The organism is Nocardia sp. NPDC005978, assembly GCF_040614455.1.
Taxonomy (GTDB): domain Bacteria; phylum Actinomycetota; class Actinomycetes; order Mycobacteriales; family Mycobacteriaceae; genus Nocardia.
Genome location: NZ_JBEXUS010000016.1, coordinates 1 through 25,853 on the forward strand (window position 1 = coordinate 1; position 25,853 = coordinate 25,853).

Below are 25,853 nucleotides of genomic sequence, written 5' to 3' on the forward strand. Positions count from 1 at the left end.
CGTGCCCGGCCGGGCACGAGCGGGGTGGAGCTGTCGGAGCGGTGACCGCGTCGGGCGGCCGGTGGAAGACGTCTGCCTCAGGAGCCGACGATGTCGGAGCAGGCGAAGGTGATCTCGAACGTGGAGTTCTTGACCCCGGCGGTCGGGTTGGTCATGTCCGGGGTGCCGACGCCCTCGCCGGTGACCTTGTAGGTCTTGCCGTCCTTGACGACCTTGGCCGAGCCGCCGGGCATCCCGTTGCCGTAGCCGATGGCGTAGGGCAGGCCGTTGTCGCCGCCCTTGCTGCCCGCGATGCCGACCGCCTGCACGGTGCTGTCGTCGGTCAGGGTGGCGCTCACGGTGAGCTGGCCGTAGGTGGCGTTGGCGGTGTCGGTCAGCGCCAGGGCCAGGGTTCCGCCCTGCTTGACGCAGGTGGTGTCGAACTTGCCGTCCAGCGCCTTGCCGTCCACGGTGGCCGAGGACTTTCCGGCCGGTGCGGTGTTGCCCGGGGTGGAGGCGCCGGTGGCGGCCGAGGTGCTGGTGGTGGAGGTGCCCGAGTCGTCGCTGCAACCGGTGACCAGGAGGGCGGCGGTGGCGGCGGCGGTGAGGGCGGCGGCGATGCGAACGGACTTGGTGTTCATGGTGTTTCCTCGATCTTCCGGTGTGGCTCCCCGGTGGAGCCGATGAGAGAACCGTAGAAACCGACCGCTGCCCTACCGATACCAACTTTCGGTGCGTGATCGGGGTGCGAACTCCGCTAACCTGGGCGAATGCGACGACCGAGGGCGATGGTGCTGGACGAGGTCTGGCGCCGCCTCGACGGTGTCCAGGCACTGAGCGGACCGCACGGCGGGCCGTTGCGCCGCACCGTGAACCTGATTCTGGATCCGCTGGTGATCCGGCCGGTGCAGAATCCGCTGTGCGCGGGCTCGATCCTGAGCGCGGACGGCGCGGTGCTGCTCACCACGCGCCTGCTCGCGGCCGCGGATGTGCTGTGCGCGACCGCCGCCTGGTTCACCCTGCTCAAGCAGGTGCGCCGGGCGCTGCGCATCACCGAGGGGAACGCACAGGACCTGTATTTCCAGCGCTGCTTCGAATTGGCGACGGTCTCGGGTCTGCCGGATCCGGTGCGCGACAGGGCCGCGGCCGAGGCGGCGCTGCGCGAGATCCACGACATGACCGCCGGTCGGACCACCCAGGCGCTCAAGGAGTATCTGGCGGATCCGGAGCAGGCCCGCGAGCTCGGCGAACTCATCGCGACGGCGTGGCGGCGGCGGCCCCTGAGCCCCGATCCGGATCCCACGGCCGCGCTGGCCGAACTGCTGGAGGCGTGCGCTGCCGGTCGGCTCGGCGAGCCCGAACCCGAGGTGGACATCGACGATCTGGCCGCGGCCTACGTCGGCACGCACAGCGGAATTCGGCTGTGGCGCGCGGAGAACGGCGACGCGGCCCGGGAGCTCGGGCTCACCGCACACGAGTTGCCGCGGCCGCCGGGGGTGGGCGGTTCGGCGTCCAAGGCCAGCCTGGGGCTGCCCTTCGACCGGACCATTCACGAGCGCGTGTTCACGGTGTTGCAGGCGTCGAGCGAGCGGGCGGAGCTGCCGCCCATCCCGGAGCTGGTGACCGCGGAGGTGGCGCGGGCGTGCTCGCCCTGGTCGTTGCTGGACGAGTCGCTGCGCGTGGCCGCCGCGGCCGGGTCGGTGCTGGCGGCACAGCTGCGGCCGATCGACGCCGACCGTGCGGGCGAGCGCGACCGGTGGCTCGCCGGCGCCGAGATGTGCGCGCCCCTCGCGACGACTTCGGTGGTGGGCGGCGATCTCGGCGTGGCCCCCGCGCCGCTGGACGGTACGCGCGCGACCGATGGCGAAGTGATTGCGGTCCAAGGTGATCGGGCTCTCGGCAGCGGGGCTTGGCGAGCGGAGTCGGCGGCCGCGCGGGTGATCAACGCGCGGTGGCAGCGGGAAGCGTACGTGCTGCAGGCGCGGCGGCTGGTGGTTCGGGCGGAGGGCGCGAGCGGGCCGCTGGAAACGATCGCGGCCGAACTGCGCGTGCCGTGGCGGGTCTACTCGCGGCGGTTGTGGGTGCGGTTGCACGGGCGCGACGTGCGGGAATTCCCGGTGTACGCGCCAGATGAGCTGTGGGACGTGCTCGACGGGGTGGCGAGATCGGTGATCCTGGACCACCGGACCCGCGTCAAACGAGCCCTGGCGACAACCGAGATCGCGGCGGAACCGATGGAATCGAGGGCGGGATGAGCGAGGTGATGATTCGGCGGCTCGCGGACGGGCTGACGGGCATCCTGCCGCCCGGCGCGCCGACCGTGCTCGACGCGGCGGCCGACGTGGACGTCATGGTGCTGGAGGTCGCGGGCGGCCACCTGTCCTGGAACGTGCTTGCCCCGCAACAACTTCCGTCTGCGGTGATCGACGACGCCGAGCTCGCGCAGCAGTGGGTGTGGGCACTGTACGGCGAAGCGCTCGCGCTCGCGCTCGACGCGTCGGCGCGGACGCCCGAGCGTGAAACGCCGGTGTACGGCGCGGAGCCGGGACAGCCCGCGCTCGCGGCGAGCGCGCGGCGGCTGGCCTACGCGCACTGGGCCTCGCGCTGGTGGCCCGCCTCGACCATCGACGCGATTCCGCCCCTGGATCCCGAGGTGCTCGACCGGGATATCGCCGCGCTCACCGAGGAATGCGAGTTCCTGGTGGACGGCGCCGACGCCGTCGCGCCGGCGGTGCGGGCACCGGTCGACGCGCTGCCGCGCGCGGCGGACTACGCACTCGCCGCGGGTGCTGAAGGCGACGGTCCCGGCGCGCTCGTGCTGGCGCGGGGTCGCGGCGGCTGGGATTGGCGGTACTGCCCGCCCGGGCTGGTGGACGCCTCCGAGCGGGCGGTGTCCTGGCGCGTGGTGCGCGAGGACGGGGCGACGACGGTGGCGGTCAGCGCGGCCGCGGCGCCGGAGGCCCCCGCCGATGTCGCGGCGTACCTGCGGCCCTGGGCGCGCATCGATTCCGGCGGCACGCTGGTCGAAGCCGCCCTGACGCCCAGCGGCGGGGCGTGGGTCGGCGCTGCGGCGGTGTCGTCCGCCGGTGCGCCGGTGCACGTCGATATCCACGTGCCGGGCTTCGGCATTCGCACCGGAGACGCCTCGGTGGACCTGCGGTCGCGGATCCGTGACTTCGCGGCGGCGCGGCTGCGGCGGGCGGTCGGCGTCAGTGCCGACGGGCAGGGGTCGGACGCGCCGCTGCTGGCCGAAATCGCCGCCGCCGCCGAAGATTCGGACTTCTGACGTGCCCATGGCCAGCGGTGCGGGACCCGAGGAGTCGCCGGCGCTGCGGGCCGGGGCCGAGGCGATGGTGCGCGGTGATCTGCGCGAGGCGCTGCGCATCTTCGACGCCGCGGTGCTGACCGAGAGGGGTGATTACGCGCTGTGCGCGCTGGTCGACGCCGCATGTGTCACCGATCAGCTGGGCGAGCACGCCGAGGCGGTAGCCCGGTTCCGGGAAGCGCTGGCGCGCATGCCCGACCACGCGCCGCGCATGCGGCCGGTCGCGCTCATCAACCTGTCGCAGGCCCTGCAACACCTCGGGGATCTGGACGGTGCGCAGGACGCCATGGAGCGGGCGCGGGCGGAGCTGGCGGCCCCGGACGCGCCCGTTGATCTGCGCTTCGCCGGGCTGGTCTCGGCCACCGCACTGGCGCTGCACCGGCAGCAGTGGTCGCGTGCGATCGAGCTGGCCAACGAATCACTGTCCGCCGCGGAGCATTACGCGCCGGCGCAGGCCGGGCACCCGCTGATGAACCTGGCGGCAGCGCATTTCGAGACCGGGCGCTGGGAACTGGCCGAGGATTTCGCCGGGCAGGCGCTGGCCGCGTTCTCCGCGGCCGGGGACAGTTCCGGGGTGGCCGAGACGACGCAGAATCTGGCCATCATGCATTCGCGGTCCGGTCGTTTCGACGAAGCGGAACGGCTGCTGCTGGCCGCGCAGAAGTACTTCGACGAGACCGGGGTCGCCTATCGGGCCGGGATCGGCTGGAAGATCATGGGTTTCATCGCCGAGCAGCGCACCGACCTGAACCTGGCCGAGACCCGGTATCGGCAGGCGCTCGCGCATTTCGAGGAGTCGGGCGCGGTCATCGATGCCACCGATGTCCGAACTCGTTCGGCCATGGTCGCTTTCGCCGCGCACCGCTACGCCGACGGGGAGCGAGCCTTGGCGGACGCCCGCGCCACCTACGCCGGGCACGGTCTGGGGCTGCATTGCGCCCAACTGGACCACTGGCACGCCGGGCTGCTGGAGCCGCTGCTCGAGGCCGATCCCGCCCTGCTGCACCGCGCGGTCGATCTGGCCGTCCCGGCCGCCCTGGCCCTGGACGCGGTGCGCTACGAACTCCCCGACGGCCCGCAGCGCGAAACCTGGAGCCGCCGCATCGCCGACCCCGCGCTCCGCGTCGCCTTCCGCTACGCCTATCTCGCGGGCGACGCCCACCTGATCGCCGACCTCATCGAAACCAGCTGTGTCGGAACAACCCTCGACATCGGACGCATCGCCGCCACCCCCGCGCAGGCCCCCCATCTGAACCTCCTCGAACCCATGGCCGCCCCGCCCCCGCCCACCGCGGCCATCGCCGACGCCCTGCACCTGGGCAGCGCGCTGGCGGCCGTGGCGGCCGGCGCGGGACTGCCGGTGGCGCCGCCCCCGTACGTGGCCGTCGCCCCCGACGGCCATCTGGCCCTGGCCGCCTGGATCGCCGCCGCCGAGCAACGCTACGGTCGCCGCCTGCGCGACGAGCGCGTGGTCCGGTCGTGAACGGCGCTGCGGCACAGCCGACGGCGTACGTGCGGATGGCCGATGCGGGGGAGCTGTTCATCACCTGGCGATGGGTGGATCATCCGGCCGGTGCGGGGATCGGGGTCGTGCCCCGGGAGCAGGTGGAGGCGGCGGTGGAGCGGTTCGCGGCGGCACTGCCCGCACCGGGGGAGACCGGTGGGCTCGAAAACGTCTTGGGTACGGGGGAACTGGCGGAGTTCGGAACGGAAGATGCGCTGGCTCAGTTTCTTTCGGCGACGTTTCTGCCCTATCAGCTGGCGGTGCAGCTGTACGAGTTGTATACCGCCGGGGTGCGGCCGCGACTGCGGATCCAGCCTTCGCCGCGCGTCGCGCAGATCCCGTGGGAGCTGATCGCCCCGGACGCGGGCCTGCGGCTGGTGGAGATCGCCGACGTGAGTCTGCTGGCCCCGGCGGGGATCACGCAGGCTCCCGCCCGGGTCGCGCGGAGCTGGGAGAGCGAGCGCGAGTTGCCGGTGGTCGCGGTGCTCGATCCGCGCGTGCCCGGGTTCCGCGCCGACTCGGTGCTGGGCTCGGTGCTGGGGCGGATGGACGTGGCCGCCCCGCTGGCCGCACTGGTCGCGGGCCACGCCGCCGTGGATCGGCTGGTGCCCGCGGTGCGCGATCCGCTCGAGGCGTTCCGCCGCACCGATCTGGACCGGAACTGGCTGGGCGAGGCGCTGCGCACCGGAGCCTCCCGCCTGTTGTACGTCGGCCATGTCACCGCGGCGGCCCCGGAATCCGGGCGCAGCGAATCGGCCACCCTGCATCTGGCGTGCACCGCCGACACCCTCGGCTTCGCGCCCGTCGAACGTGATCACCGTCCGCTCTCGGCCCGGGACCTGCTGCTTGGCACCCACACCCTGACCGACGACCCGCGCAGCGGCCCGCAGCTGTGGCCCATTCCCAGCCGCGTCGCCCTCATCGCCTGCGAGAGCGGCGGCGACCTGCGCTTCGGCGAAGCGCTGGGCCTGGTGGCCGCGATGCTCACCGGCGGAGCCGAACTCGTGACCGCCGGCCGCTGGCCCCTGCCCACCGACCTCGCCTTCCAGCGTCTGGGCGGTGCGCCGGCGACCAGCCGCCCGTTGCAGGACGCCGTCTGCGCCATCGACGCGGCCCACGAGGAGCCCGATCCGGTCGCCGCCATCAACGACTGGCAGCGGTCCCGCCTGGCCGCCTGGCGCGCCACCGGCGAGATCGAGTACTCGCCGTTGATCTGGGCGGCCTTCGCCACCATCGACGCGCGCTGAGCGGGCCGGTAGCGCCCGGGGTGCGCTGCGCCGTGCCCGCGAGACGAAAGATCACCCTTGACGTGTGAGGTCCCACGGGCCCGGATCGGGCAGCGTGGGGAGTCCGTGCCCGGCGATCGCCGGGGGCGGGCGAGTCAGCTACGCACTGTGCCCGATCCGATGCCGCACCGGCTGCGGTTGAGACAGGGGAGTACATGGTTATGAACAGGTTTGGAGCCCTTGCGGGCCGTCCGCTGGTACGGGCCGCCGCCGTCGGCCTGTCGCTCGCGATGGCGGGTCTGACGCTGGCCGCCTGCGGCGGTGATTCCTCGGACTCGGATGCGGGCACCTCGAGCAGCGCCGCCGCCGACGACCAAGCCGCCATCGCAGCCGACGCCTACGTCTTCGGGTATCCGCTGGTGCTCATGGACGCCACCCGGGCCGCAGCGGGCGAGTCCAACCGGTTCAACCACGCCGATGCCCTGCCGACCCCCGCTGATCGCCAGGTGGTTCGCCTCAACCTGGACACCCTGTACTCGCAGGCGTGGTTCGACCTGAAGGCCGAGCCCATGATCCTGCAGATACCGGAGATGGACAGCGACCGCTACTGGCTCATGCAGATCCTGGACGCGTGGACCAACACCGCGCACGATCCGGGCAACCTCGATCCGCAGGTGGGCTCGGGCGCGAAGACCGGCCCGTTCACCTACGCGGTCACCGGTCCCGGGTTCGAGGGCACGCTGCCCGACGGGGTCACGCAACTGAAGATGCCCACCGATATGGCCTGGCTGCTGGGCCGGGTCCAGGTGAACGGCGAGTCCGATGTGGCCGCGGTGCAGGCAATTCAGGACCAGATGAAGCTGGTTCCCCTGAGCCGGTGGGTGGCCGGCGATCAGGAGAACCTGCCCGCGGGGCAGCCCGCAGACAAGACGAAGAACCCCTCCCAGCAGGTCTCCCAGATGTTCGCTCCGCAGTTCTTCGCCACCCTGAACGACCTCATGACCGCCAACCCGCCCGCGGCCGCGGACGCCGACGCCATGAAGCGATTCGCCGAGATCGGCGTTGCCCCCGGCGGCAATACCGACAAGACCACACCCGACGTGCTCAACCAGGGTGCACAGGCGGGGACCAAAGCGATTGCCGCGTACACCGATCCGGGCCGGAAGAACGAGAACGGCTGGATCTTCGGCACCGATATCGGCACGTACGGGACCAACTACGCGTTGCGCGCCAACACCGCCATGCTGGGCCTGGGCGCGAACCTGCCCAAGGACGCGGTCTACCCGACGCTGTTCGTCGAGCCCGCGGGCGGCGGCGCAAACGGCAAATACACCCTGCATTTCGAGGCCGGAAAACTGCCGCCCGCCAAAGCATTCTGGTCGATCACCGCGTACGACGCCGACAGCTTCCTGGTCGCGAATCCGGCGAACATCTACGCGGTCGGTCATCAGGTCCCGGTGACCGCCAATCCCGACGGCTCGGTGGACATCACGGTCCAGGCCGCCGATCCGGGTTCGCGCGTGCCCGCCGGAAACTGGTTGCCGATACCGGAATCGGGCAAGTTCTCGCTCACCATGCGGCTGTACGCGCCGGAGAACAGCGTGATCGACGGCAGTTGGCAGCCGCCGGCGTTGAAGGCCGCTTCCTAACTTCGGTGCGCTCGCGTCCCCGGGTGGCTTCGGTTGCCCGGGGACGTGCCGTGTTCCGGGCCGGACGGCCGGATGAGTGCCGCCGCGGTCCGGGCGGGGAGCACCGAATACGACCGCCGCGCTACAGAATTCCGTGCTGCCGGGCGCGATCCAGCGTGTCGCCCCGGGTGTTGGTGCCCAGCTTGGCGTAGATGCCCCGCAGGTGCGTCTTCACGGTGTTGACCGACACCCCGAGATCCTCGGAGATCTGCTGCGCCGTGCGCCCGGAGGGCAGCAGCCGCAGTACCGACAACTCGGTCCTGGTCAATACCGGCCCCAGCCCGGCCCGCCCGGCCCCCGGATGCGCCCGCACACGATCGGCGAAAGCGTCGAAATGGCCGAACCTTCCGGTGTATTCGTCCAGCAGTGCCAGGGCGCCGGGCACGTCCAGGAACGGCCGGACGAGCCCCTCTCCGGCCCCGCGGCGCAACGCCTGCTCCAGGCTGTGCCGGACCCGCCGCGCGTGCCCGAGTCTCTCGGCCGCGCAGGCTTCGAGCAGCCACGCTGTCACCGCCGTGACCGGATGCACCTCGGGTCCGGCGTCGAGGACCGGAACGAGCAGTGCCCGAGTAGATTTGGACCGATTGCCGATCTCGGCGATGGCGGCGCGCGCGACCGCGACCTCCGCTGTGTCGCCCACCGCCCGCTCGGCCTGCTCCACCAGCTCCTGGGCCAGCCGGGGTTCATTGACCCCCAGCAGCACCCACATCGCCGACGGCAGCAGTTGCCCGCCGGTCACCGCCGCCGCCCCGCTCTCGAGCAGCCGGAACATGCTGTCGCGCACCGCTTCTGCCGCGGCGTGCCGGTCCGCCCCCGGATCGTGAAAAGCCACCAGGCAGGCGACGGCCCGCACGTGCCGGTCGATCCACGACCCGCTCTCGTCCTCCGAGTGTTCGCCGTGCCGGCGGGAATCGCAGGGCGGAGAGAGGTTCTCGCACTGCCGATATCGGCGCTGCCCGGCGACTCCGCTCACCCGGACATCGCCGTGCGACGGTATGCCCGAGCCCGGATCTGCGTTGTCGAGCAGAGGCGCGCCGCGCGAAGGGACGGTGTGCACGGGGTGCTCGGAATGGCCCGAGCACCGGTGGACCGGTGTTGCGCCGGGCCAATGTGGGTCGTCCTGGCAACGAGCGACGAGGCTGCCCACACCGGCGATGCCTTTTCCGCCGAAGTGCGATCGTGCCGCGGGTCGGGAAGTGTCGCCGTCCGGCAACTCGGCGTGTGACAGGTCCCCGGCGGGACACGGGGTGGTGCGGTCGCGTGCCGGTGTCGTGCCCTGCCAATGGTGGGCGAGGGCGGCGAGGGCGGCCGCGTGCGCCGCATCCGGGGTGCACGTGAGTTCGTGGTCGGCGGCGTGAAGCCGCGCGCGCTCGGCGCGGGTGCGCACGGTGGTGATCTCGCCGGCGAGACCGGCCGTCAGTGACAGGCGGGTCATGGCCTGCAGCGCGAGCCGGTGATGGTCGCGGCGGTCGGCCAGGGCGAGGCAATGGCGCAGTGCGCGTTCGCTTTCCGGGAGCCGGCCGTGCAGGGCGAGCGCGGTCGCGAGTTGCATGGTGAGGTAGCAGTCGATGTCGGGCTGTCCGGTCGGCGCGAGGTCTTCGGCGAGGTCGGCCGCGGCGTCCGAGCCCGTGCACAACCACTGCCGCGCCGGTGGCCGTTCCGTTCGGGCCGATGCCGGAACAGCCCCGGATCGCCGGAGGCCGTTCGCGATGTCGGCTTCGAGAGCGGCGGCCCGGGTCAGCGACCGCAACCAGGAGAGCGGGGCGACCGACGGTGCGTCCGTGCGGGCGTGGACCAGGGCCGAATAGGCCGCGCCCGCCGCGATTTCGCCTCGGGACAAGGCATGGACGGCGCGCAGGAGCCAGACGTAGCTGTCGTCGGTGACCGCCGGTCCCGCGGATTCGAGGGCGCACAGGAGGGCGTCGCCGTGGCCGTCGAGCACCAGGGCGAAGGCGTGATCGCGCAGCAGGTTCCGCAGCCCGTCCGTGTCCTGCGCGGCCATCAGGTGCGGCAGGGCGAGCAGTGGTTCCCCGGCGGCGAGCAGCCGGACCGCGCTGCGGCGGTGCAGGTCCGGCAGCAGCTCGGGATGGATGCGACGGGCCTGGGTCCGCAGGTGATTCCGGAGCACGGGGTGGAACTCGAACCAGACTCGATTCCCGCGCGCCTGCCGGGTGATCGGGAAGCCGGCGCTTTCCAGTTCGGCCAGCTGCTGTGCGGCCTCTGGGCCCGCGAGCTCGGTGGCGAGTTCGTCGTCGCAGGCGTCGGGTATGGCGGCGCGGGTCAGGAAAGCCAGTGCGCCGGCGCTCATATCGGCTAGCAGTTCGGACTGCAGGAAATCCGATATCGCGCGGACGGGGTGGGCCGGGGTGGTGAGCGCGGCGGCTCCGCGCCCGTCGTGCGCGGCCAGATGCTGGGCGGTCATGCGCACCAGCGCGGCCCAGCCCCGGGTCAGCGACGTGATGGCACGCAGGTCACCGTCGTCCAGGACGTACCCGTGCTGTGCGCAGATCGCGCGCACCTGCACCGCGTTCAGGGCCAGCTCATCGGGACCGATGCGCACGAGGCGGCCGCGCAGCTCGAGCGGGTGCCAGCGCAGGGCGGGCACGCGCCGGGCGGCGACCACCACCGTCAGGTGCGGGGGAGCCTGTGCCAGTAGCTCTTCCAGCGCGGCGAGCGCCCCCGGCGCGGTGATGCGATGGGCGTCGTCGAACACCAGCACCGTCGGCCGGACACCATGTGCGAGTGCCGCGTGGATGTCGTGCGGGGCAGCCGCTTCGGTCCGGACGGGTAGGTCCGCGCCGAGCGCGTCGTGAACGGCCGCGTACAGCGCCGCCGCGGAGTCCAGACCCTCGTGCGCGGTGATCCACGCGGTCGCGAGGTCGCCGCCGCGAGTCCGGCTTTCGTGGTCGAGCCAATCCGCCAGGATTACGCTCTTTCCGGTGCCGGCCGGTGAGCAAATGATCAGCACGGTGGGACCGAATTCGGTGACGCTCGCGCTGAGTCGCTGAAACACCGCGGTATGTGCCACGGGATGAAAGGCGAGCGTCTGCTTTTCCAGTTCGTGCCGCGACAGATGAACCGTTGCCGGGTGTGGATCGACCCGTTCGGAAATGGTCACCGAGCCTCCCGGGGCTGCCGTAAATGCATAGAAGCAATTCACTAGCAAACACAACGTACCGGACTTCGGCTCGATCTGGACGTATGCCCGACCGGGTATTCGGGCTCGCCCGCGCACGAAACCATCCCTGGCGGGTGAAGCGCACACCCTCGCCGATACGGCACAGTCGAACCGCGACACCGTGCCGACCCGCCCGGAGAATGGGACGCATCCGACGTTCCTCGGCGGATTTGCTGCGCGGGAGCGGTATTGCCGACACCATGGGAGCGAACGGCATCGTCGTAGCCGAGCCGGAGCCGGCGACCGTGCTCGCGAGCGCGGTCCAGCTCCCCCCCAGGCCCCCCGGGCCCGGTGTGACCCACCGGGTTCGGGGTGAATTCCCCGTTCGGAATGCCGCCGCGTTCCCCCGGAATCACCGCCCCGAGAATCAGCGCCCCGACAATTCGGGGGTTACGAAAAGATAACGGCGAGTTGCCGTTTCCGATCTGACCGAAGGGAACTTCGGGCAGAGGAGACGGTGTGCGGCGAACGATGACGGCTCTCGCGGTGGCGGTGATGACGGTGGGAACGCTGTTCGCCGGCGTCCCCGCCGCGCAGGGCGAACCCGGGCAACTACGGCAGTGTTCGGTCACCTCGGGCCGCCAGCCCGAGTCCGCCGCCCCGGAAGCGGTCGGCCTGGATTCCGCGGCGCTGGACCGCGCCCTGGAATTCGTGGCCGATCCCACCCGGTTCACGGTGTCGATCTACCGGAACAACTGCCTCGTGGGCAGTGGCCCCACCAACGCGCAAGCCGGGGGCGTGGCCTGGAATCTGTGGAGCAGCACCAAGAGCGTGGTGTCCATGGTGGCCGGTATCGCCGTGGACGCCGGGCTCCTGCGGGTCACGGACTCCATCGACCGGTATCTGCCCGCCGGGCTCGGCGACGCGGAGCATCGCGCGATCACCGTGCGCAGTCTGCTGACCGAATCCTCCGGGATGGAGGTCGCCGTCGCCTCCGAGGGCGTCACCGGCCTGATCCAATTGGATCCGAACGTGGTGGCGCAGGCCCTCGCGATGCCGATCATCGCGCCGCAGGGCACGAAGTGGCAGTACAGCCAGCGTGCGGTGGATCTGCTCGCCTTCGTGGTGCAGCAGGCGGTGGGGGAGGATTTCCAGACCTTCGCCCAGCGGGAACTGTTCGACCCCTTGGGCATCGAACGCGGCGACTACTACTGGGCGCGTGATCGCAGCGGCCACACCTACGGGTACGCGCATCTGGTCATGCCGCCGGACGATTTCGTCAAACTCGGGCTGCTGATCGCCAATCGCGGCGACTGGGCGGGCACGCGGGTGATTTCCCGCGCCTACCTGGACGAGGCGACCACCCCGGCGGGCACCAACGACTGCTACGGCTACCTGTTCGTGGTGAACGGCCCGGGCTGTGACTCGATCTTCCCCGGCCTCCCGTCCGACGCCGTGCAGATGTCGGGAATGATGCGGCAGGACAACAACATCGTGCCCAGCCTGGGGCTGCTGGTGAGCTGGACCGGCATCACCGTTCCCGGCGGCGCGGTCAGCTTCCCGCACGATGCCATGCGGGCGCTGGGTGCCGCGTTCCGCGACCCGGTGCTGGCCGATCCGGGCCCGTACCGCCCGGTGCCCGATGTCAGCCTCGCCGACCCGTACATATCCAATCCCGAAGCCACCCTGGCCGCGCTGGGCCTGGGCCGCATGGCCTATCCGGGGTGCGGGTTCCTCACCTGCCTCGACAAGCCACTGGCCCCGCCGGTGTCGGGGTGGCCGCCGGGCTGCTACATCGTGGGCTGCTTCGGCACGGATCCGGCCACCCCGGGCATCCGGTAGCTCGGTCAGCTCTCCCTGGTGAGCGCGGGCGGCTGCCAGTTGTCGTCGAGCGCGCGTGACTGCGGGGCGTACAGGCGCATGCTCAGCGAGAACTTCCCGGTGGCCGGAATGGGAAGCCAATTGCCCTGCGGCACCGCCGAACCCGGGTCCTCACTCTGGACGGCGAGCTCCACCGTGCCGTCCGGGCCGGCGACGACCGGGATATCGTGGCCGATCGAATAGATCTGCGCCGCGTTCGGCACCAGGTAGCTGTCCGCGTCGTAGGCGGTGATCGACCAGAAGGCGTCCACGGGCGGGAGCTGACCCGGCGCGAATCGCAGCCGGTAGCGCAGCGGTACGCCGTTGTCGTCGGCCTCGCCGCCGATGCTGGGGTACAGGGCGTCCTCGGCGAGATTCGCGCCCAGCGCCTGCACCGCCGTGCGGGCGCGCAGTGCGTAATCGGTGCCATAGGTGCCGAGATCGGTGCTGTAGGTCCAGCCGTTCACCGATTCGGCCTTCGGGTCGCGATAGGCCGGAATCGCCGTCTTGGCCTGTGCCGCACCCTCGTTCAGCACATCGGCGGAGAGCGAATCGACCGTCGCGCCGGGCTTCACGCCGATCTTGGCGAAGCGTTCCATGGCGGGTGCGTCCGCGGGGGCGGGCGGATTGGCCGCCATGAGCGCGCAGAGCCTGTCGAAGAAGGCGGGGCCGTCCATGGCCGCCACCTGCGCGGGCGGCGGGGTGGCGGCGGGGTCGATCGACAGTGGCCGCCCGAGGGAATCGGTCTGCCCGGCCAGCCAGGCGCCGAGGGGCACCAGCTTCAATCCGGCCTGCAGGGCAACGACATTCGGCACGTCCTCGGGACCGTTCACCTGAATCCGGCCGATCACCCAGGTCATGTCGGTGGTCATGGCCAGCCGGGTCATGCCTTCGGGCGTCTGTCCGCTCCACTGCGGGCCGGTCAGCAGATAGGTGTACGGGGGAGCCTGCACCCCGGCGTCGGTCTGCGGGCGCACACTGCTGGGATTGTGCGCGGTGTTGCTCCAGGCGTCGAGCACCTGCATGAGCCAGTACCGCTCGGATTCCATTGCGGGCACCTGCAATACGAGCGGCTCCGCCCGCAGATCCAGCCACGCCTGGGAGTACAGGGTGTCGAGATTGAGTCGCACCACGAAGCGGTCTGCGGGCGTCGGCAGCGCGGTGGCGTTCATGAATTGGTTCGGCGCGCCCGAACCCGCGCGGGTGGCGTCCATGAGCACCAGGGGATAGCCGAAGGTGTAGGCGTCGGCCGCGACATCCTTGGGGTCGTCCGAGGTGGTGGTGCCGGAGCTCGAGCCGGAGTCCTCGCCGGATCCGCAGGCGGCGAGTCCGAGACCGGCGAGCGCCACCGCACCCATGCCCAGGATTCGGCGGCGGGAGAGCGGTGGCGTGGTTGGAACCTGCACGTCGTACTCCTTCGATCCGCGTGACCCCCCGACTCCCGGAGCTTAACTAGACATTTGCTGAATCGGTCTCATCCGGTCGTCGTGCGTCGCGCTGTGCCCCGGGTCACGGGATTGTGAATCAGCGAGACCGGTCATATCGGCTTGGCCTACAACCTCCGGCTTATTACAGTGAGACTGCAATAGTGATCTGGCCGACGACAACCTCCGGCGACCGGCGAACAGGAGCGGACCATGCGAATCGAGACCAGTGAACGCTCGGGAGCTGCCGAGATGTGGGGAAAGTTCCGGGCGCTGGGCGGTCCCGGGCATCTGCTCGACGGGGCCGCTCCCGCGATCGGCTTCCTCATCGGCTACTCCGCCGCCGACGCGAAGAGCGGTGTGCTGATCGCGCTCGCGGTGGCCGCCTTCGTCGGGCTGTACCGCCTGTTGCGCGGCGATTCGGTCAAGACGGTGACGATCTCGCTGCTGGTCGTGGTCGTGTTCTCGATGTTCGTGGGCATCACCGGCGAGGGTCGCGGCTTCTATCTGCCGGATCTGCTGATCTGCCTGTTCTTTTCGGTCGCCTTCGGTCTCACGCTGCTCACCGGCCGGCCGCTGAGCCGCTGGGCCTGCCGCCGGATCGGCCTGGAACCGGCCGAGCACGCCGACCCGCGCGCTCGACTTCTCCTGCACCGCAGGGTGACCGGGGCATGGTTCGCCTTCTGGGCGGTACACCTGGTGGTCATGGTCCCGCTGTACGCGGCGAACAAGGTGGTGCTGCTCGGCTCGGTCGCGCTGGTGCTGGGAAAGCCGGCGCTGGTGCTCATGCTGGCGGTCACCTGGCTGTGGGTGCGCCGCTCACTGCGGGACGGCAGAGAACCGGCGGAAAGCCTTGCACTCGAGCAGGTTTCGGCTCGCAGCGCCTGAGAGTCGCGGCGGCGGGCGTGATCAGGTGCGCAGCAGCGCCGCCTGCACCTGGCGCAGACGCTCCACGTCGCCCCGGAATCCCGCCACGGCGTCGTTGTACAGGAACGCCTCCCACAGCCGGACCAGCGCGTAGGCCAGCGTCTCGCGATCGAGGGGCGGGCGGTAGCCCTGCTCCTGCGCTCGCGCGATGAGCTGGGACACGATGGCCACCACCGGTTCGTGCACCGGACCGTCGCTGCGGGTGATGAGCCGCAGCGCCGCGGTCGACTCGTTGTCGAAGTAGGTGCGCAGCGAATCGTGATCGACCAGCCACTGCACGGTGCGGTCCAGGATCTCGCTCAGCCGCGTCAACCCCGTACTGCTGGTTCGGCGTTCCACGTGCGCGACCATGCGATCGAGCTGGTGCACGATGACCGCGCCGAGCAGCCCGTCCCGGGATCCGAACCAGCGGTAGATGCTCGCCCGGCTCACCCCGAGCTGGGCGGCGACGGCGTTGACGTCGACCCGCTTGCCCGCCACGAACATGTCCGCGGCCGCGCGCAGCACGTCGTCGCGGCTGGCCGAGGCCGGTCGGCCCGGCGACCTGGTTCTCTCCGGGCGCGTCACGTGGAAATCATAGGGGTGAGGTAGTCGGCCAGGGTGCGCGCGGTGACCTCGCGGCCCAGGCTCAGCGCCCGGGTGAGCAGTTCCGCGCCGCGGTCGGTGCGGCTGATGTCCGGGGCATTGCGCGGGGGCCGGATCTGCAGCACCGCCGGGTGATCGGTGAACTCCCGCTCGTCCGCCAGCTGTCGCTGACCGCGCCCCAGCCACGGGCCCACCGCGCCCGGCGCGCGCCGGGACAGGTAGCGGGCCACCACCTGGTTCTCCAATGCCGAAGGCGGGCGCGCGATCTCGTTGTCGCGCCGAGTGCGCAGCACCAGCACCCGGGTCGCGCCCTGGGCCAGTGCGGTGCGAATCGGCACCGCCTCGGACAATCCCGCGTCGACGTAGCGCCGCGCGCCGATGCGCACCGGCTTGCCCGCCAGGATCGGCATGCAGGTGGAGGCGCGCAGCGCGATCTGGATGGAACGTGAATCGGTCAGTCCGGCATGCAGATCCACGGCCGCGCCGGTGTCGGCGTCGGTGGCGATGGGATGGAAGGTGATCGGATTGGCCAGGATGGCGGGGAAGTCCATGGGCACCAGCCGTTCGTACACGGTGTGCACCAGATACCGGGTGTCCACGACCGGGCCGCCGCGCAGCGCCCGGATCGGTGAGATGACGCGATCGATGACCTCGGGCGCCCAGGCGCGCTCGGAATCCCGTGCGCGCCCGCACAGCAGCCACGCTCCGTTCAGCGCACCCGCCGATGCCCCGTACACCGCGTCGAAACTCGGCAGCACGCCCAGTTCCTCGAGCGCCATCGCCATGCCGTGCGAGAACGCGCCGCGGGAGGCGCCGCCCTCGATGACCAGGGCCAGCCGATGCGGGTCGCGGCGCTGACCGGGCAGGCTGCCGGTGCGATGGCGATGGCCGATCAGTTCGCCGACGCCGAGGGCGTCGTGCGCGGTCCGGTCGTCGTCCGGCATGGTTCTCCTCCTCGAGGCTATTTGAGACATTGCGCTATCTGTGTATCGTATCCGTCGATGACGGGGTCCACCCGGGTAGCCGCACTCGACGCGGCCGGGATGGCCACGAAACTGGAGGTCAAGGCATGAAATTGGCGCTCACCGAGGACGAGCTCGCGTTTCGTGACGAGCTGCGCGCGTTCTTCCGGAGCGAAATCCCGGCCGATATCCGGAACCGGAATCGGCACGGGCAGGAGCTGAGCAAGGACGACATCGTCACCACCCAGCGCATCCTGAACCAGCACGGATTGGCCGTGCCGAACTGGCCGGTGGCCTGGGGCGGCCGCGACTGGTCGCCCGTGCAGCGCCACATCTGGCACGACGAGTTGCAGCTCGCCTCGGTCCCCGAGCCGCTGACCTTCAACGCCAACATGATCGGCCCGGTCATCGCGCACTTCGGCTCGGAGGAACTCAAGCAGCGCTTCCTGCCCGCCACCGCCAATCTCGACATCTGGTGGTGCCAGGGCTTTTCCGAGCCCGAGGCCGGTTCCGACCTGGCCTCGCTGCGCACCACCGCCGTGCGTGACGGCGACCACTACGTGGTCAACGGCCAGAAGACCTGGACCACGGCCGCCCAGTCCGCGGACTGGATCTTCTGCCTGGTGCGCACCGATCCGGGCGCGCCCAAGAAGCAGGCCGGCATCTCCATGCTGCTGTTCCCGCTCGACTCCCCGGGCGTCACCGTGCGGCCGATCGAGCTCATCGATGGCTGCCACGAGGTCAACGAGGTCTTCCTCGAAGACGTGCGCGTACCGGTGGAAAACCTGGTGGGCGCGGAGAATCAGGGCTGGACCTACGCCAAGTTCCTGCTCGGCAACGAGCGCACCGGCATCGCGGCCGTCGGCCAGAACAAGGTCCGGCTGTGGCTGGCCAAGGAGCACGCACGCCAGACCCGGCTCGGCGCCGGCACCATGCTGGACGATCCGATCTTCGCGACCCGCATCGCCGAACTCGAGAACGAGCTGCTGGCACTGGAATTGGTGCAGCTGCGAGTGGCCTCGGGCTCGGCCGACGGCAAGCCGAACCCGGTCTCCTCGATCCTCAAACTGCGCGGCACCGAACTCCAGCAGGCCGTCACCGAACTGCTGGTCGACATCGCCGGTCCCGATTCCCTGCCCCGTGAGGGCGACACCCCGGACTGGGCGCGCCGCAGCACCGCCACCTACCTGAACTACCGCAAGACATCGATCTACGGAGGCTCGAACGAGGTGCAGCGCACCATCATCGCCTCGACCATTCTCGGATTGTGAGGCAGCGCCATGGATTTCGATCTCACCACTGAACAGGAAATGCTGCGCGACACCGTGCGCGACGTGCTGGCCCGCGGTTACACCCCCGAACGGCGCACCGAGGTCATCGGCACCGAACTCGGCTGGGACCCGCAGCTGTGGCGCACCTTCGCCGAGATCGGCCTGCTGGGGCTGACTTTCGCGGAGGAGGACGGCGGCATGGGCGCGGGCCCGCTGGAGGCGATGCTGGTCTTCACCGAGATCGGACGTCGCCTGGCCCCCGAACCCCTGCTCGACTGCGCCCTGTTGCCCGGCGGGCTCATCGCGCACGTGGGCGCGGACGCCCAGCGCAAGGAATTGCTGCCCAAGATCGCCGACGGCGCTGTGCGCGCGGCGTTCGCGCACAACGAGCCGGGCGTGCGCTGGCCGTCGCACGAGATCGCCACCCGGGTGGTCGCCGACGGGGAGAACTGGGTTCTCACCGGGCGCAAGAGCACCGTGCCGCACGGTGATTGCGCCGAACTGCTGATCGTGAGCGCGGCCCTGCCCGAGGGCGGCGGCACCGCCCTGTTCCTGGTCGACCCGGCCGGCACGGGCGTGCGGCGCGCCCCGTACCGCACCCACGACGGGCAGCGCGGCGCGGACATCGAGTTCGACGGTGTGCGCGCCGAATCGCTCGGCGCGGCCGCCGATGTCACCGATGTCATCGATTCCGCCCTCGCGCACGCGCAGGCCGCGCTGTGCGCCGAGGCGATCGGGGCGATGGAGGAGTCGCTGCGGCTCACCGCGGAATACCTGAAGACTCGCAAGCAGTTCGGGGTCCCGCTGCGCTCGTTCCAGACCCTGACCCAGCGGGCCGCGGACATGTACGTCTCGCTGGAACTGGCGCGCGGCATGAGCATGTACGCCTCCATGTCGCTGGCGGACGGCGTCGCCGATCCGGTGGTGGCCTCGCGCGCCAAGCTCCGGGTGGGCCGTTCGGCCCGGCACATCGGCCAGGAATCGATTCAGCTGCACGGCGGCATCGGCATGACCGCGGAGTATCCGGTCGGGCACTACACGGCCCGGCTCACCGCCATCGAGCATTCGCTCGGTGACTCCAGCGATCATCTGCGCCGCCTGGGCGGCCTCGTCGGCGACCACCAGATGGTCGAAATCTGACACGAAACCGCCCACGCGGCAACGGCTCCCGGCGGCGCCACCGGCACCGTCGGGTCGCCGGCGCCCGCCGCCTCGAGCACACTGCCTACGCCCGGCCGGACTGCGCGGGCCGCACCGTCGTGGGCAGCTGTCTCGGTTCGGCGGTGCCATCCCGGGACGTCGCGCGCTACGAACACATCTCGCGGGCGGGGCTGCTGCCGGGCGAGAAGCCGATCCCCGCGCGCATCGCTCCGACCCAGATCAACGAGGCCATGAACCTGCTCGCCGACGGCGCGGCCGTGCGAGGGGTTATTGTCTTCGACCACGGCGACAAGGAGATTCGATGACGACCGCGACCGTCCCGCGGGGCATCGGCGATGCCCTCACCGACCTGCCCGTCGGTCACTTCATCGGTGGTCACTGGACCGATGACCCGACGCTGCAGCCGGTGGAGAATCCGGCCACCGGCGAGATGATCGCCGCGGTGGCCGATGCCGACGCCGGCACCGGCATGGCCGCCCTCAACGCGGCGGTGGCTGCCCAGGAATCCTGGGCGGCAACGCATCCGCGCGCCCGCGCCGATCTGCTCATGCGAGCCTTCGACCTGCTGCACGAGCGTGCCGATCGCATCGCCACCCTCATCACCCTGGAGATGGGCAAGCCGTACGCCGAGGCGCGCGGTGAGGTGGCGTACGGCGCGGAATTCCTGCGCTGGTTCGCCGAGGAGGGTGTGCGCGGGGGCGGCGACTACTTCCGCGCCCCGGCCGGTGATCAGCGCATCGTGGTGACCCGCCAGCCGGTCGGCCCGGTGTACGCCATCACCCCGTGGAACTTCCCGCTGGCCATGGCGACCCGCAAGATCGCGCCGGCGCTGGCGGCCGGGTGCACCGTCGTACTCAAGCCCGCGCCCCAGACCCCGCTCACCGCACTGGAATTCATGCGCGTGCTCGCGGACGCCGGACTCCCGGCCGGGGTGGTGAACTGCGTGACGACCTCCAACGCCGCCGAGGTGTCCACGCCCATCATCACCGACCCGCGCCTGCGCAAGCTGACCTTCACCGGATCCACCGTGGTCGGGCGGCTGCTGCTCGCCCAGGCGTCGCGGCGGGTGCTGCGCACCTCCATGGAGCTCGGCGGCAACGCGCCCTTCGTGGTCCTGGAATCCGCTGATCTGGACAAGGCGGTCGCGGGTGCGGTGCTGGCGAAGATGCGGAACACCGGCCAGGCGTGCGTGTCGGCGAATCGTTTTCTGGTGCACGAATCCCTGGCCGCCGACTTCGGCGATCGCCTCGCCGCGGAGCTGTCCCGGCTGCCGGTCGGCGACGGTCTCGCGCCGAGCACCCGGGTCGGGCCACTGATCGACAGCGCCGCCGTGGACCGGGTCGAAGGGCTGGTGCGCGATGCGGCCGAACGCGGCGCGCAGGTGCGGACCTGCGCCGAGATCGGCTCGGGCCCCGGCTACTTCGTGGCCCCGGCGGTGCTGACCGGCGTCGATCCGGAATCGCGGGTGTGGCGCGAGGAGATCTTCGGGCCGATCGCGCCGATCCGCACCTTCGCCGACACCGAGCAGGCGCTGGCCGCGGCCAACGACTCCGAGGCAGGTCTGGTCGGGTACGTCTACGGCGAGAACCTGGGCGAGACGATGCGATTCGCCGAAGGATTGCAGACCGGTATGTGCGGGGTGAACACCGGAATCATCTCCGAGGTGGCCGCGCCGTTCGGCGGGGTGAAGGCTTCGGGTCTGGGCCGTGAGGGCGGCAGCGCGGGTCTCGACGAGTATCTCGAAGTCAAGTACATCGGGGTCGCGCTCTGAGTGCTCGCGCCTGGCTGATCGTGCGGGCCCGGGCACGCACGATCAGCGCCGTCATCCCCGCCGGGAACCGTTGGCGGAGAACAGTGCTCGCAGCGCCCGATCGACGGCCCGGGACGCGCTGCGCTGCGTGAGCCCGCGCCGCTCGATCAATTGATGCCGGTACGCCCAGCCCACCGTCGCTTCGACCAGGTCCAGCAGTTCCTCGTCGCGTGCGCCGTCGCGGGTCAGTTCGGGCTCGAACACGAGTCCCAGCGCGTCGCGAATGCGACTGTCGGTCAGTCGCATTCGCGCGTCGAGCTCCGGGATCGTCTGTGACTCCAGCAATCCCAGCAGGCGCGGATTGCGCTGGGCGGCGAAGATCAGTTCGGCGCGCTCGAGGACGGCCTCGATCCGCCGCTCCAGCGGCAGGCCCGGATCCGGGGTCGCGATGAGCGACTCGACGTATTCGGACTGGGTCTCGACCGCGGCCAGGCGCAGGTCGTTGCGGCCGGGGAAGTGCACGAAGATGCTGCGCTCGGAGACGCCCGCGCGCTCGGCGATGTCCTTGGAGGTCGGGGCGAAGGTGCCGTCCTTGACCGCGGCGAGCAGGGCCTCCACGATCGCCGCGCGGGTCTGTTCGGGATTGCGCCGCCGCCGCGCGGCCGTGCCTTCGCTCATGCCTGCATCCGATCACAGAGCCACCCGATATCGATGACGGGGGCGGTGGTGGATTTCGCCACCACTATTGCAGTTAAACTGCAATAGTGGGTAGGGTAGCCACAGCGGCTAACTTCTGGACTGTTCCGTCTGGATGGTTGAAGATCCGATATTGCCCGCTCTATGCGGCATTCGGCACCGCGCGTCAATCGTTATCGAGATATCAGCGAATACTCCGCAACTAGCTGCTTGGCTGGGCGTGTGACCGTGTGCGGGTGTTCGTACGAGCCGAAGAGGAGACCGAAGTGGTCGACGGTGGTCAGGTCAATCGTGGTCCGGAACAGCGGCGGGGCCGAGTCTCGCGGCGCGGCATGCTCGGCGTCGGCGCGGCGGCACTGGCCGCGGTGGGCGCCGGCGGCGCGCTGACCGGCTGCGGCTCCGACGACGAGGTGAACCCGTCCACCACCCGGACCGACCCGACCGACGCCATCGCCGCGGCCAACCGCAGGGTCACCGAGACCATGCCGTTCTCGGACACCACCGACTTCGCCGACGCCGACCGCGGCTTCGTGCAGGCCCTGCAACCCGGCGTGATCAAGGACGCGCAGGGCAGGGTCATCTGGGACACCGATTCCTACGGATTCCTGCGGGGCACCTGCCCGTCCTCGGCCAATCCGAGCCTGTGGCGGCAGTCCCAGCTCACCGTGAAACAGGGCCTGTACGAGGTCGCGCCCGGCTTCTTCCAGATCCGCGGACTGGACCTGTCGAACATGACGATCATCGAGGGCGACACCGGAATCGTCGTCATCGATCCGCTCATCTCCACCGAGACCGCCGCCGCCGGGCTCGCGCTCTATCGGCAGCACCGCGGCGACAAGCCGGTCACCGGGCTCATCTACACCCATTCGCACGTCGATCACTTCGGCGGGTCGCTCGGGGTCACCACCCGCGAGGACGTCGAGGCCGGACGCTGCCCGGTCATCGCTCCGGCCGGCCTGCTGGAACACGCTGTGGCGGAGAACATCTACGCGGGCACCGCGATGTCGCGGCGCGCGGCCTACATGTACGGCGCCGCCCTGCCGCGCGGGGAGAAGGGTCAGATCGGCGCGGGTCTGGGGCAGACCACCTCGGTCGGCACCGTGAGCCTCATCGATCCGACCATCGATATCACCGCCACCGGGCAGGAACAGGTGATCGACGGGGTGCGCATGGTGTTCCAGTTGACCCCGGGCACCGAAGCGCCCTCGGAGATGAACCTCTACTTCCCCGACCGCCGCTACCTCTGTATGGCGGAGAACGCGACCCATACCCTGCACAACATCCTGACCCTGCGGGGTGCCCTGGTGCGCGATCCGCACGTGTGGTCCAAGTACCTCACCGAATCCATCAATCTCTATGCGCGGCAGTCCGATATCGTCTTCTCCTCGCATCACTGGCCGATCTGGGGCACCGACAGGATCGTGGAATACATGTCGCTGCAACGGGATCTGTACGGCTACCTCAACGATCAGACCCTGCGCATGCTCAATCAGGGCTATGTCGGCAGCGAGATCGCCGAGATCATGCGCGTACCGCCGAACATCGAGAAGGTCTGGTACACCCACGGGTACTACGGTTCGGTCAGCCACAACGTGAAGGCCATCTATCAGCGCTACATGGGCTGGTTCGACGGCAATCCGGCGCACCTGTGGGAGCACCCGCCGGTCGAGGGCGCGCAGCGGCACGTCGATGCCATGGGCGGGGCGAACGAGACCCTGAAGAAGGCTCAGAAGGCGTATGACGCAGCCGATTTCCGGTGGGCCGCGACGCTGGCGAACTACGTGATCTTCGCCGACCCGGACAACCGGAAGGCCAAGGACCTCCAGGCGAGCGTGTACGAGCAGCTCGGCTACGGCGCGGAGAACGCCCCGTGGCGCAACTTCTATCTCTCCGGCGCGTACGAGCTGCGCAACGGCTCCTTCGGCACGCCCACCGCCGCGAACTCCAAGGGCCTGCTGGCCGCGCTCACCGTGGAGCAGGCGTTCGACGCCATCTCGCTGTTCATCAACGGGCCGAAGGCGTGGGACGCGCGCATCGTGACCGACTGGAAGTTCAGCGATCAGCGGGACGCGGTGCGCCGCGCCGAACTGCGCAACGGCGTACTCGTGCACTACGAACGCCGGCCGGACGACGGTCTGCCGGCCCCGGACGCGACCGTGACCCTCACCCGCGGCGGCTTCATCCAGAACATGATGGCGGGCGGGGACATGAAGGCCGCGGTCGCGGCGGGGGACGTCACGATCGACGGCAATGCCGCGGTCCTGGTCGAATTCAAGAGCTTCATCGAGAAACCGGATCCCGATTTCGCCATCGTCACGCCCTGACCCATCCGCCCGAGCAACCGCACCGGTCAGCACAGCACGCCGTACGTGTCACCCCACAGGAGGCAAGCAGTGAGCAGCGCGATTTCCGATCCCAGCCCGTTCATCGTCGATCAGAACACGCGGGCATCCCTGGATCCCGGACTGGCCGATCCCAGTGACCAACAGGACGCGGACCGCGGTTTCATCGCGGCGCTGGAACCGGGCATCGTGCACGATGCCGATGGAAAAGTGGTGTGGGACAACGACTCCTACGGCTTTCTGGCCGGATCCTGCCCGTCCTCGGTGCATCCGAGCCTGTGGCGGCAGTCCGGGCTCAATATCCGGCAGGGCCTGTACGAGGTGACCCCGGGCATCTATCAGGTTCGCGGCCTGGACCTTTCGCAGATGACGATCGTCGAGGGCGACACCGGCGTGATCGTGATCGATCCGCTGGTCTCCGCCGAGACGGCGGCGGCCGGGCTCGCGCTCTATCGGCAGCATCGTGGCGACAAGCCGGTGACCGGGCTGATTTTCACACATTCGCACGTCGATCACTTCGGCGGCGCGCTCGGCGTCATCGGCGTCGACGAGGTCGCCGAACGCAAGGTGCCGGTGATCGCCCCGTCGGGATTTCTCGAGCACGCGGTAGCCGAGAACGTGTACGCGGGAACGGCGATGGCACGGCGCGCGGCCTACATGTACGGCGCGGTGCTGCCGCGCGGGCCGAAGGGGCAGGTGGGATCCGGACTGGGGCAGACCGCCTCGATCGGCACCGTCACCCTGATCGACCCGAATCTCGATGTGACGCATACGGGTCAGGAGGAGACGGTCGACGGGGTGCGGATCATCTTCCAGATCACCCCGGGCACCGAGGCCCCCTCGGAGATGAACTTCTACTTCCCGGATCATCGGGCACTGTGCATGGCCGAGAACGCCACCCACACCCTGCACAACCTGCTCACCCTGCGCGGTGCGCTGGTCCGCGATCCGCACGTGTGGTCGCAGTATCTGACCGAGTCGATCAACATGTTCGGCCGCGACTCCGATGTCGTGTTCGCCTCGCACCACTGGCCGACCTGGGGCACCGATCGGCTGGTGGAGTACATGTCGATCCAGCGAGATCTGTACGCCTACCTGCACGATCAGACGCTGCGGCGGCTGAACCAGGGGTATGTCGGCAGCGAGATCGCCGAAATGATCGAGCTGCCGCCGGCTGTCGCGGGCAACTACAGCACCCACGGCTACTACGGCTCGGTGAGCCACAACGTCAAGGCCATCTACCAGCGCTACATGGGCTGGTACGACGGCAATCCGGCGCACCTGTGGGAGCACCCGCCGGTCGAGCAGGCGGTGCGCATGGTCGATTTCATGGGCGGCCCCGAAGCCGTGGTGGCCAAGGCGGAGGCCGCCTACGACCAGAACGACTACCGCTGGGTCGCGCAGGTGCTCAACTACGTCATCTTCGCCGATCCCTCGAACGAGGCCGCGAAAGCGTTGCAGGCCAGTACATTCGAGCAGCTCGGCTTCGGCTCGGAGAATGCCACCTGGCGCAACGTGTACCTGATGGCGGCCTATGAGCTGCGCAACGGCAATGTCGGCACGCCGACAGCGACCAGCTCGCCGACCATGCTCGCCGCGCTCAGCGTCGAGCAGGTCTTCGACGCCCTGTCGCTGCGCCTCGACGGGGTCAAGGCGTGGAACGAAAAGGCGATCAGCGACTGGCATTTCACCGATCTCGAGCGCACCCACCGGCTCGAGCTGCGCAACGGCGTCCTGATCCACTACGACCTGCCCGAGGGCGGCGGGCTGCCGGACCCCGAGGTGACCTTCACCCTGACCCGGGCGACCCTGATCGGTGTGCTGCTGGCCGGCCAGGACATCCAGGAGGCGCTGAAATCCGGTGCGCTGCAGGTAGAGGGCGACGCGCAGAGCTTCCTGAAGCTCACCGCGCTGTTCGATGAGCCGGATCCCAATTTCGCCATCGTGACCCCCTGAAACCCGCCCTCGCGCTCCCGCCTGTCCCGTACCTACCGGGTGATCCCCCGGAGCAGCCTCGCCGCTCCGGGGGATTCGT

The 25,853-nt window shown here is 70.1% G+C and carries 19 protein-coding genes; 13 read left to right on the top strand and 6 right to left on the bottom strand.

What is annotated here, in order from left to right; all coding sequences use genetic code 11:
* Window positions 1-77: 77 nt before the first annotated feature.
* On the bottom strand, window positions 78-620 hold the full coding sequence (locus tag ABZ319_RS09860; RefSeq protein ID WP_354985963.1) for a lipoprotein LpqH: 543 nt from the start codon (window positions 618-620) through the stop codon (window positions 78-80).
* 147 nt (window positions 621-767) lie between these two features.
* On the opposite strand from ABZ319_RS09860, the gene ABZ319_RS09865 reads away from it, so the two are divergent.
* The 5 genes from ABZ319_RS09865 (at window position 768) to ABZ319_RS09885 (ending at window position 7,683) form a co-directional block, all read left to right on the top strand.
* Complete coding sequence (locus ABZ319_RS09865) at window positions 768-2,234, top strand: hypothetical protein (RefSeq protein ID WP_354986044.1); 1,467 nt, start codon at window positions 768-770, stop codon at window positions 2,232-2,234.
* Window positions 2,231-3,265 carry a hypothetical protein gene (locus tag ABZ319_RS09870; RefSeq protein ID WP_354985964.1) on the top strand — a complete coding sequence of 345 codons (1,035 nt, stop codon included), beginning with the start codon at window positions 2,231-2,233 and terminating at the stop codon, window positions 3,263-3,265. The genes ABZ319_RS09865 and ABZ319_RS09870 overlap by 4 nt, the downstream gene beginning before the upstream one ends.
* Before the next feature lie 7 nt (window positions 3,266-3,272).
* Window positions 3,273-4,787: a tetratricopeptide repeat protein gene (locus ABZ319_RS09875; RefSeq protein ID WP_354986045.1), complete on the top strand. Its 1,515-nt coding sequence runs from the start codon at window positions 3,273-3,275 to the stop codon at window positions 4,785-4,787.
* 35 nt (window positions 4,788-4,822) lie between these two features.
* Window positions 4,823-6,055, top strand: a complete 1,233-nt coding sequence (locus ABZ319_RS09880) for a CHAT domain-containing protein (protein ID WP_354986046.1) — start codon at window positions 4,823-4,825, stop codon at window positions 6,053-6,055.
* A 200-nt stretch (window positions 6,056-6,255) separates the two neighbouring features.
* A complete protein-coding gene (locus ABZ319_RS09885) occupies window positions 6,256-7,683 on the top strand; it encodes a DUF1254 domain-containing protein (protein WP_354985965.1) in 1,428 nt (475 codons plus the stop codon).
* A gap of 121 nt (window positions 7,684-7,804) precedes the next feature.
* Here the strand turns inward: ABZ319_RS09885 and ABZ319_RS09890 are convergent, their stop codons facing one another.
* Complete coding sequence (locus tag ABZ319_RS09890) at window positions 7,805-10,840, bottom strand: LuxR C-terminal-related transcriptional regulator (protein ID WP_354985966.1); 3,036 nt, start codon at window positions 10,838-10,840, stop codon at window positions 7,805-7,807.
* A 519-nt stretch (window positions 10,841-11,359) separates the two neighbouring features.
* On the opposite strand from ABZ319_RS09890, the gene ABZ319_RS09895 reads away from it, so the two are divergent.
* The gene (locus ABZ319_RS09895; protein WP_354985967.1) at window positions 11,360-12,682 is read left to right on the top strand and encodes a serine hydrolase; all 1,323 of its coding nucleotides are present in this window, start codon (window positions 11,360-11,362) and stop codon (window positions 12,680-12,682) included.
* A 5-nt stretch (window positions 12,683-12,687) separates the two neighbouring features.
* On the opposite strand, the gene ABZ319_RS09900 is transcribed toward ABZ319_RS09895, so the two are convergent.
* The gene (locus tag ABZ319_RS09900; RefSeq protein ID WP_354985968.1) at window positions 12,688-14,106 is read right to left on the bottom strand and encodes a DUF1254 domain-containing protein; all 1,419 of its coding nucleotides are present in this window, start codon (window positions 14,104-14,106) and stop codon (window positions 12,688-12,690) included.
* Between the two features lie 231 nt (window positions 14,107-14,337).
* Here ABZ319_RS09900 and ABZ319_RS09905 point away from each other — a divergent pair, with 231 nt between their 5' ends.
* Window positions 14,338-15,012: a DUF3159 domain-containing protein gene (locus ABZ319_RS09905; protein ID WP_354985969.1), complete on the top strand. Its 675-nt coding sequence runs from the start codon at window positions 14,338-14,340 to the stop codon at window positions 15,010-15,012.
* Between the two features lie 21 nt (window positions 15,013-15,033).
* Here the strand turns inward: ABZ319_RS09905 and ABZ319_RS09910 are convergent, their stop codons facing one another.
* Window positions 15,034-15,618, bottom strand: a complete 585-nt coding sequence (locus ABZ319_RS09910; protein ID WP_354985970.1) for a QsdR family transcriptional regulator — start codon at window positions 15,616-15,618, stop codon at window positions 15,034-15,036.
* Window positions 15,615-16,580 carry a patatin family protein gene (locus ABZ319_RS09915; protein ID WP_354985971.1) on the bottom strand — a complete coding sequence of 322 codons (966 nt, stop codon included), beginning with the start codon at window positions 16,578-16,580 and terminating at the stop codon, window positions 15,615-15,617. Before ABZ319_RS09915 ends, ABZ319_RS09910 begins: the two co-directional genes overlap by 4 nt.
* A 125-nt stretch (window positions 16,581-16,705) precedes the next feature.
* Here ABZ319_RS09915 and ABZ319_RS09920 point away from each other — a divergent pair, with 125 nt between their 5' ends.
* The 4 genes from ABZ319_RS09920 (at window position 16,706) to ABZ319_RS09935 (ending at window position 20,801) form a co-directional block, all read left to right on the top strand.
* The gene (locus ABZ319_RS09920; RefSeq protein ID WP_354985972.1) at window positions 16,706-17,869 is read left to right on the top strand and encodes an acyl-CoA dehydrogenase family protein; all 1,164 of its coding nucleotides are present in this window, start codon (window positions 16,706-16,708) and stop codon (window positions 17,867-17,869) included.
* Between the two features lie 9 nt (window positions 17,870-17,878).
* Window positions 17,879-19,009 (top strand): acyl-CoA dehydrogenase family protein, encoded by a 1,131-nt coding sequence (locus ABZ319_RS09925; protein ID WP_354985973.1) that lies wholly within the window; start codon window positions 17,879-17,881, stop codon window positions 19,007-19,009.
* A gap of 143 nt (window positions 19,010-19,152) precedes the next feature.
* A complete protein-coding gene (locus ABZ319_RS09930) occupies window positions 19,153-19,335 on the top strand; it encodes a hypothetical protein (RefSeq protein WP_354985974.1) in 183 nt (60 codons plus the stop codon).
* Entirely contained in the window at window positions 19,332-20,801 is a 1,470-nt protein-coding gene (locus ABZ319_RS09935; RefSeq protein ID WP_354985975.1) for an NAD-dependent succinate-semialdehyde dehydrogenase, read from the top strand. The genes ABZ319_RS09930 and ABZ319_RS09935 overlap by 4 nt, the downstream gene beginning before the upstream one ends.
* Before the next feature lie 51 nt (window positions 20,802-20,852).
* Here the strand turns inward: ABZ319_RS09935 and ABZ319_RS09940 are convergent, their stop codons facing one another.
* Window positions 20,853-21,458 (bottom strand): TetR/AcrR family transcriptional regulator, encoded by a 606-nt coding sequence (locus ABZ319_RS09940; RefSeq protein WP_354985976.1) that lies wholly within the window; start codon window positions 21,456-21,458, stop codon window positions 20,853-20,855.
* Between the two features lie 500 nt (window positions 21,459-21,958).
* On the opposite strand from ABZ319_RS09940, the gene ABZ319_RS09945 reads away from it, so the two are divergent.
* Together ABZ319_RS09945 and ABZ319_RS09950 are read left to right on the top strand one after the other, a co-directional pair.
* A complete protein-coding gene (locus ABZ319_RS09945) occupies window positions 21,959-23,800 on the top strand; it encodes an alkyl sulfatase dimerization domain-containing protein (RefSeq protein WP_354986047.1) in 1,842 nt (613 codons plus the stop codon).
* Window positions 23,801-23,869: 69 nt separating this feature from the next.
* Window positions 23,870-25,774, top strand: a complete 1,905-nt coding sequence (locus ABZ319_RS09950) for an alkyl sulfatase dimerization domain-containing protein (RefSeq protein WP_354985977.1) — start codon at window positions 23,870-23,872, stop codon at window positions 25,772-25,774.
* Window positions 25,775-25,853: the final 79 nt, after the last annotated feature.

Coding starts and splice junctions, on each gene's coding strand:
- ABZ319_RS09880 (WP_354986046.1), top strand. CDS start 4,823: ATGGCCGATGCGGGGGAGCTGTTCATCACCTGGCGATGGGTGGATCAT.
- ABZ319_RS09925 (WP_354985973.1), top strand. CDS start 17,879: ATGGATTTCGATCTCACCACTGAACAGGAAATGCTGCGCGACACCGTG.
- ABZ319_RS09915 (WP_354985971.1), bottom strand. CDS start 16,580: ATGCCGGACGACGACCGGACCGCGCACGACGCCCTCGGCGTCGGCGAA.
- ABZ319_RS09885 (WP_354985965.1), top strand. CDS start 6,256: ATGAACAGGTTTGGAGCCCTTGCGGGCCGTCCGCTGGTACGGGCCGCC.
- ABZ319_RS09875 (WP_354986045.1), top strand. CDS start 3,273: ATGGCCAGCGGTGCGGGACCCGAGGAGTCGCCGGCGCTGCGGGCCGGG.
- ABZ319_RS09865 (WP_354986044.1), top strand. CDS start 768: ATGGTGCTGGACGAGGTCTGGCGCCGCCTCGACGGTGTCCAGGCACTG.
- ABZ319_RS09920 (WP_354985972.1), top strand. CDS start 16,706: ATGAAATTGGCGCTCACCGAGGACGAGCTCGCGTTTCGTGACGAGCTG.
- ABZ319_RS09935 (WP_354985975.1), top strand. CDS start 19,332: ATGACGACCGCGACCGTCCCGCGGGGCATCGGCGATGCCCTCACCGAC.
- ABZ319_RS09870 (WP_354985964.1), top strand. CDS start 2,231: ATGAGCGAGGTGATGATTCGGCGGCTCGCGGACGGGCTGACGGGCATC.
- ABZ319_RS09860 (WP_354985963.1), bottom strand. CDS start 620: ATGAACACCAAGTCCGTTCGCATCGCCGCCGCCCTCACCGCCGCCGCC.
- ABZ319_RS09945 (WP_354986047.1), top strand. CDS start 21,959: ATGCCGTTCTCGGACACCACCGACTTCGCCGACGCCGACCGCGGCTTC.
- ABZ319_RS09905 (WP_354985969.1), top strand. CDS start 14,338: ATGCGAATCGAGACCAGTGAACGCTCGGGAGCTGCCGAGATGTGGGGA.
- ABZ319_RS09940 (WP_354985976.1), bottom strand. CDS start 21,458: ATGAGCGAAGGCACGGCCGCGCGGCGGCGGCGCAATCCCGAACAGACC.